This window comes from Sphingomonas oleivorans, from assembly GCF_003050615.1.
Taxonomy (GTDB): domain Bacteria; phylum Pseudomonadota; class Alphaproteobacteria; order Sphingomonadales; family Sphingomonadaceae; genus Sphingomonas_H; species Sphingomonas_H oleivorans.
The window spans coordinates 438,442-451,611 of the sequence record NZ_NWBU01000004.1; the positions used below are offsets into that span (position 1 = coordinate 438,442).

General features: G+C 66.4%; 12 protein-coding genes. 4 read left to right on the forward strand and 8 right to left on the reverse strand.

The window, feature by feature from the left end; genetic code table 11:
- Positions 1 to 6 precede the first annotated feature (6 nt).
- Positions 7 to 768, reverse strand: a complete 762-nt coding sequence (locus CLG96_RS02325; protein WP_107966236.1) for a MotA/TolQ/ExbB proton channel family protein — start codon at positions 766 to 768, stop codon at positions 7 to 9.
- 71 nt (positions 769 to 839) lie between these two features.
- Positions 840 to 1,520 (reverse strand): energy transducer TonB, encoded by a 681-nt coding sequence (locus CLG96_RS02330; RefSeq protein WP_107966237.1) that lies wholly within the window; start codon positions 1,518 to 1,520, stop codon positions 840 to 842.
- Between the two features lie 249 nt (positions 1,521 to 1,769).
- On the opposite strand from CLG96_RS02330, the gene CLG96_RS02335 reads away from it, so the two are divergent.
- Positions 1,770 to 2,609: a hypothetical protein gene (locus CLG96_RS02335; RefSeq protein ID WP_243395568.1), complete on the forward strand. Its 840-nt coding sequence runs from the start codon at positions 1,770 to 1,772 to the stop codon at positions 2,607 to 2,609.
- 28 nt (positions 2,610 to 2,637) lie between these two features.
- Here CLG96_RS02335 and CLG96_RS02340 read toward each other — a convergent pair whose 3' ends face one another.
- Both CLG96_RS02340 and CLG96_RS02345 read right to left on the reverse strand, forming a co-directional pair.
- On the reverse strand, positions 2,638 to 3,039 hold the full coding sequence (locus tag CLG96_RS02340) for a dihydroneopterin aldolase (protein ID WP_107966784.1): 402 nt from the start codon (positions 3,037 to 3,039) through the stop codon (positions 2,638 to 2,640).
- A 26-nt stretch (positions 3,040 to 3,065) separates the two neighbouring features.
- Entirely contained in the window at positions 3,066 to 3,842 is a 777-nt protein-coding gene (locus CLG96_RS02345; protein WP_107966239.1) for an SDR family NAD(P)-dependent oxidoreductase, read from the reverse strand.
- 365 nt (positions 3,843 to 4,207) lie between these two features.
- Here CLG96_RS02345 and CLG96_RS02350 point away from each other — a divergent pair, with 365 nt between their 5' ends.
- The gene (locus CLG96_RS02350; RefSeq protein ID WP_107966240.1) at positions 4,208 to 4,726 is read left to right on the forward strand and encodes a GNAT family N-acetyltransferase; all 519 of its coding nucleotides are present in this window, start codon (positions 4,208 to 4,210) and stop codon (positions 4,724 to 4,726) included.
- Between the two features lie 12 nt (positions 4,727 to 4,738).
- Here CLG96_RS02350 and CLG96_RS02355 read toward each other — a convergent pair whose 3' ends face one another.
- The 4 genes from CLG96_RS02355 to CLG96_RS02370 all read right to left on the reverse strand — a co-directional run bounded on the left by CLG96_RS02355 (position 4,739) and on the right by CLG96_RS02370 (position 9,827).
- Entirely contained in the window at positions 4,739 to 6,703 is a 1,965-nt protein-coding gene (locus CLG96_RS02355) for a GGDEF domain-containing protein (protein WP_107966241.1), read from the reverse strand.
- 206 nt (positions 6,704 to 6,909) lie between these two features.
- Complete coding sequence (locus CLG96_RS02360) at positions 6,910 to 8,889, reverse strand: S9 family peptidase (protein ID WP_107966242.1); 1,980 nt, start codon at positions 8,887 to 8,889, stop codon at positions 6,910 to 6,912.
- Between the two features lie 138 nt (positions 8,890 to 9,027).
- Entirely contained in the window at positions 9,028 to 9,567 is a 540-nt protein-coding gene (locus tag CLG96_RS02365) for a GNAT family N-acetyltransferase (RefSeq protein ID WP_107966243.1), read from the reverse strand.
- 80 nt (positions 9,568 to 9,647) lie between these two features.
- Positions 9,648 to 9,827, reverse strand: a complete 180-nt coding sequence (locus tag CLG96_RS02370; protein WP_107966244.1) for a hypothetical protein — start codon at positions 9,825 to 9,827, stop codon at positions 9,648 to 9,650.
- Positions 9,828 to 9,937: 110 nt separating this feature from the next.
- Between CLG96_RS02370 and gcvA the strand changes: the two genes are divergently transcribed.
- Together gcvA and parC are read left to right on the forward strand one after the other, a co-directional pair.
- Entirely contained in the window at positions 9,938 to 10,867 is a 930-nt protein-coding gene (gene gcvA, locus CLG96_RS02375) for a transcriptional regulator GcvA (protein ID WP_107966245.1), read from the forward strand.
- 37 nt (positions 10,868 to 10,904) lie between these two features.
- On the forward strand, positions 10,905 to 13,163 hold the full coding sequence (parC, locus tag CLG96_RS02380) for a DNA topoisomerase IV subunit A (RefSeq protein ID WP_107966246.1): 2,259 nt from the start codon (positions 10,905 to 10,907) through the stop codon (positions 13,161 to 13,163).
- The last annotated feature ends 7 nt before the right edge of the window (positions 13,164 to 13,170 follow it).

The following is a 13,170-nucleotide window of genomic DNA, read 5'->3' on the forward strand; positions in this document are numbered from 1 at the left end:
TCTGCGTCAGGCCTTCGGAGCGGCCGCGGCCGTGCCGGCCTTGAGCGGCGCAACCGGAGCGGCAGCCTTGGCGGCGAGCGTGGGGCGCACCGCACCGCCCGACACCATATAGCCGTGCAGATCGGTCGAGAAGGCCGAGATCTGCTCGGCGACGACCTTGTTGCGACGGATCAGCCAGTTGTAGCCGAGCACCGCGGGAACCGCCACGGCGAGGCCGAGCGCGGTCATGATCAGCGCTTCACCGACCGGACCGGCGACCGCGTCGATCGAAGCCTGACCGGCCGAGCCGATCTTGATGAGCGCGCGGTAGATGCCGATGACGGTACCGAACAGACCGATGAACGGCGAGGTCGAACCAACGGTCGCGAGCACCGCAAGGCCGTTGCCGAGCTTCGAATTGACCAGTGCCTGGCTGCGGGCGAGCGAGCTGAGCAGCCAATCATGCTGATCGACCGGATCGAGCAGCTTGGTATGCTCGTCCTGGGCGCGCAGGCCGTCGTCGACGATCTGGCGATAGGCCGAATTCTTCTCGAGCTTGGCGGCACCTTCCTTCAAGCTCGGCGTTCCCCAGAAGCTGGTGCGGACGCGCTTGGCCTGATTGAGGATCTTCTGCTGCTCGATCAGCTTGGTGAACATGATGTACCAGGAAGCGGCGGACATCACGACGAGAATGATGAAAACCGCCCAAGCGATGGTGCCGCCCTGTTCGAGCGCGGCCATCAGGCCATAGGGATTCTCGCCGCCGGTCGGAGCTGCGGGGGTGGTCATGTCAGGAACTTTCCTCTTCGATCAGATTTGGTTGGATAATGTTCCCGGCCGAAGCCGGGAACTTTGAGCAATCACTCGGTCGGCAGCCGCCAGGTGAAGCGCAATGTCTTCGTGCCGCCCGGAATGGGATTGCCACTCTGGTCGAGCGCCGGTGAGTAGCGGCCGCGCCGCGTCACGAGCCGGCATGCGGCATCGTCGAGCGTCGAGGAGCCACTGCTGGACGAGATCCGGCAATTCTCGATGCGACCCTGCGCATTGACCTCGAACGTCAGACCCACGGTCCCCTGCTCCTCGTTGCGGATCGCGCTCGGAGGATAGTCGTCGGTCGTCACCCACGAACCCGGATTACCCCTGGCCGCGGCGGCCTTGGATATGGCCGGGGCCGCCGGCGGAGCCGGGGGCGCGGGAGGCGCGACGGGCGCGGTCGGCGTGATCACCGGCGGGGGTGCTACCTGCACCGTCTGCACCGGCGGCGCCATCACCACGGGCGGCTGCACGATCGGCGGCGGGGCCACCATGGGCGGCGGCTGCACCGGCGGAGCGTCCGGCGGCGGAGGCGGCGGAGGCGTCTCCTCGGGGGGCGGCGGCTCCTCGACCACGTCGAACGTCTTGAGATCCTTCGCGACCTGCTTGACAACGTTGAAGGCAAGACCGGTCATGAACGCATAGCCGAGCAGGGCGTGAAGCAGGACGACCAGCCCGATCGACACAAGCTTTCGCGTGCTCATAGATGATTGATCAGCGTAAGCCATTAAGGAACCACACTCCCTCCAATCCATAAGCCCTGCGAACATCCGGAACCCGGGCCTGGAACGCCCGCACACTCCGCCCGCCACATCCAACCTGATTTATAATTATTGGCGAGGACTGTGTTCCTATCGCGACACTTTCCGCGACGCAAACGCTTTGTCGCCGCCCCGAAAGAAGCTTTTTGGGCCTCAACAGCGCTTTCCAGGAGAGGCGGATATTCCACTCCGCCGTACCATGCTATCGGTTGAAAAATGCACAAGCGAACCTATCTGCACATTGTTACCGGCCTATTGCTGACGGGTGCTGCACTTCCCACCGCAGCACAGCAATTACCTGTAACCTCCGGATTTTCCTATGCGGACATTGCCGACATGGCACTCGCGGCACCCGTTGCCGCGGGCGTGGAAATCCGGCGCGCGACACTTCTGAAGGGCAAGGACGCGGCCGGAGTCGCTCGCGGGCGCGCGCGATTCTACATCGAGGCGGATGTGAAAAGCCTGATTCGCGGTACGGGAGGACTCCCCGCGAAAATCACCTACCTCGTCGACGTACCGACGGATTCGGCGAATCGCCCCCCAAAATTACGCAAGGCGCGGATGCTGCTGCTGGCATCGCAGGTAGCAGGCAGGCCCGGCGAGATTCGGCTGATCGGGCCGCGCGCGCAATTGCCCTGGACGCCGGAAAATGAGGCGCGGATCCGGGCGATCCTGACCGAGGCGCTCGCGGGCGGCGCGCCGCCGCGAATCAGCGGCATCGGCAACGCCTTCCACGTGCCCGGCTCGCTGCCCGGCGAAAGCGAGACGCAGATCTTCCTCAAGACCGACGATGGCCGCCCGATCTCGCTCGCCATCCTCCGCCGCCCGGGCGAACAACCGCGCTGGGCGGTGGCGCTGGGCGAGATGGTGGACAACAGCGCAGAGCCGCCCCGCCCCGAAACGCTGCTCTGGTATCGCCTAGCCTGCGGCCTGCCCGCCAATCTCCCGGAAAACAGCCTGGCGGAAGCGGCCGGGGCCGATCTCGACGCGATCCGCGCCGATTATCGCCTGGTGCTGGCGGGCCTTGGCCCCTGCGGGCGCACGACGGAGCGCTGAACGCCGCGCGCACCCGTCTCAGAAAGCGTCAGAAGGACGAAAGCTCGACGCCGACCGCCGCACAATCGGAATAGATGTCGGGCTTGCGCGTCGCGACCCGGAGGCCGGTGACGCCGGCCCGGGCCGCGATCAGCTGATAGATTTCGCGCACCAGCGTTTCCTGCAGGTTGAAGCGGCGCCCCTGTGCCAGCCGCTCGATTTCGGAGCGCAGGAAATCATAGTTCCAGGCGACCGACGCCTTGTCCTCGGCGGCGAAGGAGGCCTCGTCCAGCCAGACCTCGACCGTGACGAGCAGGCGCTGGGGATTACCCACCTCAAAATCATGGAAGCCGATATCCACCGGCAGATCGAAATCCTGAAGGAATATGCGGCGGGACTTGGGCGCGAGCGCCGCGGGCACGAGGCCGTCGAGCAGGGGAGAGATCGTCATCATTGCACCTTGAATTCAGCTTGGATTCAGCCTTCGCCCGAAGGCGTCATGAACTGGACATCGCGCGGAAGCGACAGGAAACGCTGGCCGGCGTCGAGCAAGATCGTCTGCCCGGTCAAGGTCGGGCTGGCGATGATGAAGCGCAGCGCAGCAACGATCTGCTCCACCGTCACGCCGCGGCGGAGCGCGTTTACACGATGGACCTGATCGAAATTGTCGCGCGACTGCGGACCGGAAACGAGCGTCACCGAAGGGGCGATGCCGCAGACACGAATGCCGCGCTCCGCCAGCACGCGCGCGGCAAGCTCGGTCAGGCCGGCAAGCCCCATTTTCGAGACGGTATAGGTGAAGAAATCGGGATTGGGTTGGGCGAGCTTGGCATCGAGCAGATTGACCACCAGCCCCCCCGCCCCTTCCGGAACGAAGCGCGCAAAGGCTTGGGTAACGAGCGCCGGCCCGCGTAGATTGGCGGCCATATGCGCATCCCATTGATCGGCGGTGAAGCTGTCGAACGCGTCATAGACGAAGCTCGACGCATTGTTCACCAGCAGCCCCGCCGGCGGCATGCCGTCGAGCGCTTCCATCACCGCAACGCCCGCATCGGCGCGCGCCATATCGACCGAAACGATCCGTGCGGCCGGGCCGATCTCGGCGGCGAGCGCCTCCGCCTCGCCGATCGAGCGATGGCAGTGGATCAGCACATGCCAGCCGTCGGCCGCCAGCGCACGCACCAGCGCGGCGCCGATGCGCCGGGCGCCACCTGTCACGATCGCGGTGCGCGGGGAGCCAAATTCGGGAGTCATCGCGCCGGCCGGGTAGCGCCTGGCTCGGGCGGCGGCAAGCGGAGACGATGGGGCATGATAGGGCCGCCAATAGGGGCCGACGCCCCGGAGGCAAGGCGCGTGACGGCCGATTCGCCGCCCAGAGACAGTGATTCGCGCGAGGCGATCAGGGAAAGGCCATTGGCCGGCGCAAGCCCTCGGCACGTCCGCTCTTCCGATAATCTCCTTTCTTGCGAGATAGATATATAGACCAGGCGGGCCGGGTGGGGGATAGGCCGGGGCGCGGCGGATGCGCCCGCGATGCCCGTCATTTTCCTTTCAGCAATCGCAGGCTAAAGGCGCGCGCTCCGGGCGCCCATGCGCCCCTCTCTGGAGATCGCCCCGCCTTGATCACGCTCGCGCCCCTGGACCAGGTCCATCCCGATGCCGTGGAGCAGTTGCTCGACGCCGCTTTCGGCCCGGACCGCCATGGCCGCACCGCCTATCGGCTGCGCGAAGGCATGGCGGAGATCCCGGCGCTGTCCTTCGCCGCGCTGGAGGAGGAGACGCTGCTGGGGTCGATCCAGTGCTGGCCGGTGACGCTGGCGGGAGATGGAGGCGCGACTGATCCGCTGGTGCTGGTGGGCCCGGTCGCGGTCCGCCCCGATCGGCAGCGCGACGGGATCGGCCGGATGCTGATGGAGCGGATGATCGAGGCCGCCACCGAGACGGGCGAGACCGCGCTCGTGCTGATCGGCGACCCGGAATATTATGGCCGCTTCTTCGGCTTCACCGCCGATGCCACCGCCGGCTGGACGCTGCCCGGCCCCTTCGAGCCACGTCGCCTGCTCGCGCGGCTGACCGACGGGCGGACGCTCGCCGCCCGGGGCGCGCTGGGACCGCGACGGGCCATGGCCGGCGCCTGATCCCGCACGGGCTCAGGCCCGTTGCATGACAGCCAGGCGCCGGCGATCGCCGATCAACTGATATTCGATCCGGTTGCGGCCCTTTTGCTTGGCGGCATAGAGCAGCCTGTCGGCTGCGCGGATAATGTCGGCCGGCCGGCGGATATGGCCGTCGAACAAGGCGAGGCCCGCGCTGGTCGTGACGATGCCATAGGGGCTGCCGCGATGCTCCAGCCGGCGATCGGCGATGGTGGTGACGATGGATTCGCCGATCGCGATGCAGTGCTCCGCGTCCTGGCCCGGCAGGATCAGCGCGAACTCCTCCCCGCCATAGCGATAGATGCGATGCCCCGGCGCACATTCGCCCAGCATGGCAACAATCCGGCGCAACATGCCATCCCCCGCCTCATGGCCATAGCCGTCATTATAGGGCTTGAAATAGTCGATGTCGCACAGCAGCAGCGCGAAAGCCCCCTCGCCCGGCTGGGCGGCGACGATGGCGGCAGCCAGATCGATATCGAAGGCGCGGCGGTTGAAGCAATCGGTCAGCGCGTCGCTGAGCGACAATATTTCGAGCTCGCGGTTCGCCTGTTCCAGCTCCGACGTGCGCGCCGTGACCATCGCCTCCAGATGGCGGCTGGCATGCCCGACCCGCGCGGCCATGCCGCGGAACGAGCGGGCGAGCAGGCCGATCTCATTATCCTGATCGACAGGCAACGGCACCATCCCCTCGGCGACGCCGGCATAATCCCCCGCCGCAATATGTTCGGCCGCGCGCTGCATCTGCAGGATCGGCCGCGCCACCCCGCGCCGCAACAGGAAGAAGGCGATCATCGTCAGCAGCGCCAGCAGCGCCACGCCCAGGAACAATGTCACTGCCGCCGCCTCATGCGCCTGGGCCAGGATGGGCGCGCGCGGATGGACGGTGATGAACCACCAACCGGGCCCGTCCAGCCGGGTGAAGGCGAGATAGCCGCCGACATCCTCATTCTCGATGACATGGACGCCGTTGCGCAGCATCGCCCGTTCCGGCGCGCTGATGCTGCGATAGATGCTGAGCAGTGTCGGATCGCCCATCCGCTTGACGTTCAGCACGCCCGAACGGTGCCTGATCTCGTCCAGCCGCCGCGGATGGGCGACGAGATCGCCATTGGCCTTGAGGATCAGATTATAACCGCCATCGGGATGGTTGCGGATCAGCCGGTCGATCAGGTCACCCAGCAATATGTCATGGCTGGGATTGATCAGATGCCGGCCATGATGATCGACCGGCAGCCCATTGGTGATCATCCATTGCCGAGCGGTGCGATCGAAATAGAGGCCGGTCCATACGGGATCGCGATCCGGATTATGTTCAGGCAGCGTCGCGCGGATCGTCCGCCCCTTGGGCATGTCGAGCGCCGGATCGGCATCGAGCCCCCAGGGCTCGCCCGGCCAATGGACGATGACCGCGTTTTCCGGCAGGCTGACATGGGTATTGATGAACTGGCTGTGCCAGGCGGGGCCATATTGCGCCACCAGCATATAGGCCAGCACCATCCTGCGGCGCAGCTCCGGCGTCAGCGGCGGATGCTTGCGCCCCATGAAGCCGGTGACATCCCCGCGCGGCAGGCCGTCCGCGCCCATGATCCCGTCATAATATTGGCGCCGCAGCCGGATCGCCCCATCCGTCCCCTCGACGAAATAAGCGTCGAAATCGGGATGGGGCAGGATCTTCGGATCGGCATAGAGACGCAGAAAATGCTCGCGAAAGGTAACGAGATTGGCCTGGGCCGCGCGGAAGACGCGGCTTTCCGCCTGGGCGCGCTCATTCAGATAGCGGGTGAGATGATCGAGCGCCTGTTCCTCGGCGCGCTTGGCGATGACATGATAGCCCACCGTGCACAATATCGCCGTGCCGAGACACGCCCAGAGCAGCATCTTGACCGCGACCTGCCAGATGAGCGCAGGCTGCCGCGCGGGCCCCGGCGGCAAAAGGCGGGCGAGCAGACCGGTCATGCGCGCCCCTCAAAGGCCCGCACCCGCGAAGACCAGCTCTTTCCCGCTTTCCCCCTTATAGCCACGTCCGTCGTTCGCCCCCATCCCACCCCGGGCATAGACAGAAAGAGTAAATTTCCGGCAACCATGTCTCCCCGCCGGATAGCGGCCTTTTGCGCCGCATCGCCCCCCGGCGTCGGCAAAAAGACCGGACGGCGCCCGGCCGGTTATTTGATCGACAGCGCCTCCGACAACCCCGGCGCAAACTGCGCGCCGGCCGGCACCTGCGCGGTCGATCCCTTGAGCGCGTCGCCGATCGGCTCGGCCCGCCCGCCGAGGCAGGGCTTGAGGAAATTCTCGGTCACCGCGTTGAAGGCGATATTGTTGACCGGCCGCGCAAAGCCATGTCCCTCGTCGGGGAAGAGGATGTAGGTGACGGGAATCTTCCTGGCCTCCATCGCCTTCACGATCTGATCGCTCTCGCGCACATTGACGCGCGGATCATTGGCGCCCTGGCCGATCAGCAGCGGCACCTTGATCGCATCCGCCTTGAACAGCGGCGAACGCTCCTTCAGCAGCGCGCGTCCTTCCTCCGTCGTGGGATCACCCATCCGCTTGTAGAATTGCTGCTTGCCCGCCTCCCAATAAGGCGGGATCGTCTGGAGCAGGGTGAAGAGATTGGACGGGCCGACGATATCGACGCCGCAGCGGAAGGCATCCGGCGTGAAGGTCACGCCCGCGAGCGTCGCATAACCGCCATAGGAACCACCCATTATGGCCACCTTGTCGCGCGCCGTGATGCCGCCCTTCACAGCCCAATCGACCGCGTCGATCAGGTCGTCATGCATCCGGGTGCCCCATTGCAGATCGCCCGCCGAGATGAACTTCTTCCCGAAGCCGGTCGAGCCCCGATAATTGACCGAGAGCACCGCATAGCCCCGGTTCGCCAGCCATTGGTGATAACTATGATAGCCATAGCTGTCGCGCGCCCAGGGCCCACCATGAACGAACAGCACCATCGGCACGGGCGCGCCGGGCTTCCCGTCGCCGTCCGGATCGGTGCCGGCGGGCAGCGACAGATAGGAAGTGAGGGTGAGCCCGTCGCGCGCCCTGATTTCCAGCGGATGCATGGCGACGAGCGGCGCGCCCTCCAGCTCGGGCCGGCCGACGAACAGCCTGGTGACGCGCTTGGCCTTGCGATCATAGAGATAGGTGGCGGCGGGCGCCGTTACCGGATCGACCGTCACTATCCATTCATCATCCGCATCGGTGCGCGAGGTGACGTTGATCTCGCCCTTGAGCTCCGCCTTCAGATAAGCGAGATCGCCCTTCACGGCGGGATCGATCAGCTTCCATTCGTTGCGCAGATATTCGACGGAATAGGCCTGCACGCGGCCGGTCTTGGGATCCGCCAGGATCGTGCCGATATCGGCCTTGCCATCCTCGGCAAGGATGCTCGTCCGGCCGCTCGCCACATCCTGTGCCACGAGCGCGGCCGTGTCGCGGCCACGCGAATCGACCCAGTAGAGCGTCTTGTTGTCGGCGGTGAAACCGAGCGGGCCGGTCGTCAGCGCATCGTCGAGGCCGATCGTGGCGAAGGGCTCCGCCTCCACCTGGCCATTGGCCATGCGGAAGAATTGCTGCCCGCCGTCGGGCGTCGCCTTGGCAGCGATGCGCAAGGTAAGCGCATCATCCGCCGTATAGCCGGCATAGCCGTCATTGCGTTGGACGAGGCTGAGCTTGCCGGTCTTCAGGTCCAGGCTGTGCACATCATGCCAACGCGGATCGCGATTGTTGAGACCGACGAGGATGCGGTCCTTTACATGATTGCTGATGCCGACAATCTCGGCGCGCGTCTTCTCGAAGGGGGTCAGCAGCGTTTCGACGCCGGTCGTGACGTTCACGCCATAGAGCAGGAAATTCTCGTCGCCGCCTTTGTCGTTGATGAACAATATCTGGGACGAATCGGGCGCCCAGAAATGCTGGCGGATCGGCCGCTGCGTCTCGGCGGTGAGCGGCCTCGCTTTGGCGGGGTCGGCAGCGGGCGCGACCCAGATATTGAGCACGCCGTCGCGCGGCGCGATCCAGGACAGCCATTTGCCGTCCGGGCTCAGCCGCCCCTGCGTCTTGGAAGGATTGCCGAAAAGCTTCGTGCGCTCGATCAGCGGCACGCCCGCCGAGGTCGCAGCCGCCGCCGGCATGGACATGGCCGAAGCGGCCAGCGCCAGCCCCAGCGCAGCGATAATGGCGTACGCATCCTTCCTGCCCCCTTATTTGCCTCGCCGGGAGAATGGCTTGGCAAGCAGGGGATGACAATCCATGTCGTCAGGATGCGGAATTGCGGCTCATCCCAGCGCCTTTCCCATGCGCACCAGCGGCACGCGCACACCGCCCGACGTATCCGCCTCGAACGGCTCGATCGGGCGATAGCCCGCCGCCTCATAGAGCGGCACGCCCGCAAGCGTGGCGGCGAGCTCGGCGGTGCGGAAACCCTCGGCCGCGGCCGCCGCCTCGCAGGCGACAAGAATCGCACGACCGATGCCGCGCCGCACATGATCGGGATCAGTATACATGGCCCGCACCCGCGCGGGATCGCGCGACGGATCGAGCAGCGCCGCATCCCGCCCTGCGCTGTGATCGCCGCCGAATAGCGTCGCGCGCCGGCTCCAGCCGCCACAGCCGATCAGCCGCTCCGCCTCCACCACCGCGAAATAGGTGCCATCCTCGATCAACTGCGTGTCGAGCCCCATCACCTCGCGCGAGGCCGCGACCTGCTCGGGCGACAGGAAATCGTTCATCAACGCGCCGATCGCGCGGTCCATCAGCAGGCGGATGGCGGAAATGTCCCCGGCATCCGCCTGCCGCATCGTCCATCCCGTTCCCATCGTTGCTCCCCCTTGGCTGTCGTCCCGCCTCCTATCCTTCGGCCATGCCGTTCGGGAAGGGGGATCGGCCTGAGCGGGGATCAGCGCATCGTCTCGGGCTCGTCCTCGATGCGGATCGGATCGGTCGCCGGCCACTGGCGATGCGCGCCCCACCAGGTGATGAAATGATCGCCCGCGGCGAGCGCGCCGGCCAGGTTGGCGAGGAAGGAACTGCGCCGTTCGACACCGTCATTCTTATGATTGCAAACCGCCTGCGCCATTTGCCTGCTCCGTTCCCGACATGATTGCCGCCCGAGGATCTGGGCTTTTTCGCGAAACAGCGCCAACTAAAGCTTGGACAGGATGAATAAGCCTGGCTTATGGATATGCGATGCGCCGCATTCCGCCCCTCGCCGCCGTCCGCGTGTTCGAGGCCGCCGCGCGCCATCTGAACTTCACCTCCGCCGCGGCCGAGCTCGGCATGACGCAGGCGGCGGTGAGCTATCAGATCAGGCTGCTCGAGGAACGGCTCGGTACCGCACTGTTCGTCCGTTCCAAGCGGCGCGTGTCGCTGACGGAGGCGGGGCGCCGCGCGGCACCGCTCGTCTCGGGCGCGTTCGACACGCTGGACGACGCCTTCTCCGGCCTGCGCGAGGATGGCGAGGCAGTGCTTTCGATCACGGCGATCCCATCCTTCGCCGCCCAATGGTTCGCGCCGCGCCTCGGCGCCTTCCAGATCGCGCATCCCGAAATCGCCGTCCGGCTAGACGCCTCCAATGCGATCGCCGATTTCGGCCAGTCCGATTTCGACGTGGGCATACGCTGCGGCAAGGGGCCATGGCCCGGGCTGCGCGCGGATTATCTGTTCCGCGTCCATTTCACGCCGATGTGCAGCCCCGATTTCGCCGCGCGCCATGGCGGGCTGACGACGCCCGAGACGCTGCTCGAGGCGCCCCTGCTCAGTTCCGACGTCGATTGGTGGCACCGCTGGTTCGCGGCGGCGGGCGTCACGAACGAAAAAGCGCGCGGGAGACAGCGTGTGCACATGGATTCGCAGGCGCTGGAAGGCAGCACCGCGATCGCCGGCCATGGCATAGCGCTGCTCACCCCGCCGCTCTGGACGCGCGAATTGGCCGCCGGCAGCCTCGTCCGCCCGTTCGATATCATAGCCTATGACGGGGCGAGCTACTGGCTGGTCTATCCCGAGCCCAAGCGGCGCATGCGCAAGATCCAGCTCTTCCGCGAATGGTTCCTCGCCCAAGTCGCCACCCAGGCCGTGACGGACGGTTCGGGCGCCTTCCTTCCGCTCCCGCCGGACTGACTGGCGGGCGCTTTCATCGGCTGCTAACGAGGGCGCAATGACCAGCTCCGCCGACCCCCTCGACCAGATTGTCGAGGCGCCTTTCGACAGCGCGCTCTCCGAACGCTATCTCGTCTATGCGCTTTCCACCATCACCGCGCGCTCGCTGCCCGACGTGCGTGATGGGTTGAAGCCCGTGCATCGCCGCCTGCTCTGGGGCATGCGCCTGCTGCGCCTCGATCCCGCCGCCGGATACAAGAAATGCGCGCGCGTCGTGGGCGATGTGATGGGCAAATATCATCCCCATGGCGATGCCTCGATCTACGACGCGATGGTCCGCCTCGCCCAGCCCTTCTCGCTACGCTATCCGCTGGTCGACGGGCAGGGCAATTTCGGCAATGTCGACGGCGATAATGCCGCGGCCATGCGCTATACCGAGGCGCGGCTGACGGCGGCCGCCGGCGAGCTGATGGCCGGGCTCGACGAGGGCACCGTCGATTTCCGCCCGACCTATAATGGCGAGGAGGAAGAGCCGGAGGTTTTTCCCGGCCTCTTCCCCAATCTGCTGGCGAACGGCGCGAGCGGCATCGCGGTCGGCATGGCGACGTCGATCCCGCCGCACAATGTGGCCGAGCTGATCGACGCCGCGACCCATCTGATCGACAAGCCCGAGAGCGAGCCGGGCGAGCTGATGCAGTTCGTGAAGGGGCCGGACCTGCCCACCGGCGGCATCTGCGTCGACAGCCCGGCCGCCATAGCTGAGGCCTATGCCAGCGGGCGCGGCAGCTTCCGCGTGCGCGCACGCTGGACGGTGGAGGATCAGGGGCGCGGCACCTGGGTCGCGGTCGTCAGCGAGATCCCCTATCAGATCCCCAAATCCAAGCTGATCGAGACGATCGCGGCGCTGATCAACGAGAAGAAGCTGCCGATCCTCGCCGATATCCGCGACGAATCGGACGAGCAGATCCGCATCGTGCTCGAGCCCCGCAGCCGTGCGGTCGATCCGCAGCTGCTGATGGACGGGCTGTTCCGCCTGACCGACCTCGAAACACGCGTACCGCTCAACCTCAACGTGCTCGATGCGACGCGCACGCCAGGCGTCATGTCGCTGAAACAGGCGCTCGCCGCCTGGCTGGACCATCAGTTCGAGGTGCTGGTCCGCCGCTCGAAGCATCGGCTGGCGAAGATCGCCGACCGGATCGAGCTGCTCGACGGCTATCTCATCGCCTATCTCAATCTCGACCGGGTGATCGCGATCATTCGCGAGGAGGATGAGCCGAAGCCGGTGCTGATCGCCGAATTCGGCCTCACCGACCGCCAGGCCGAAGCCATCCTCAACATGCGGCTGCGCTCGCTGCGCAAGCTGGAGGAGATGGAGATCAGGAAGGAGCGCACCGCGCTCGACGCGGAGGGCAAGGGGCTCGAGGCGCTGATCGAAAGCCCCGCCCGCCAGCGCACCCGCCTCAAGAAGGATCTCGCCAAGCTGCGCGAGCGCTATGCGCCCGAGACCGAGCTCGGCCGCCGCCGCACGACGATCGAGGAACAGGCCCCCGCGCGGGAGATTCCGCTGGAGGCGATGATCGAGCGCGAGCCGATCACCGTGATCCTGTCCCAGCGCGGTTGGATCCGCGCGATGAGCGGCCATCGCGATCTGGCGGCGGCCGACACGCTGAAGTTCAAGGAAGGCGACGGTCCCGCTTTCGCCTTTCACGCGCATACCACCGACAAGCTGCTGCTGGCGGCGGATACGGGCCGCTTCTACACGCTCGCCGCGGACAAGCTGCCCGGCGGACGCGGCTTCGGCGAGCCGGTGCGGCTGATGGTCGATCTGGAGGCGGAAGCACAGATCGTGGCGCTGCTGCCCGCGCGCAATGGCGAGCGGCTGCTGCTCGCCGCCGCCGACGGAAAGGGTTTCGTCGCCAAGGCGGCGGAGATCGTGGCCGAGACGCGAAAAGGCCGGCAGGTGGTGAACGTCCGCCCCAATGCGAAGCTGAAGGTCGTCCGCCCGATCGATGCGGAGGATGATTATGTCGCGGTGATCGGCGACAATCGCAAGCTGGTCGTCTTCCCCATCGGCGAGTTGCCGGAAATGGCGCGCGGATCGGGCGTGCAGTTGCAGCGCTACCGCGACGGCGGGCTTTCCGATGCGATCAGCCTGCGCCTCGAAAAAGGGCTGAGCTGGGCGATGGGCGGCGAAAGCGGCCGCACGCGCACCGAGGCCGATCTGAGCCCGTGGCGCACCGCGCGCGGCGCGGGCGGGCGCATGCCCCCGGTAGGTTTCCCGCGCGACAACCGCTTCGGGCCACGCCCGCAATAGCAGAGGA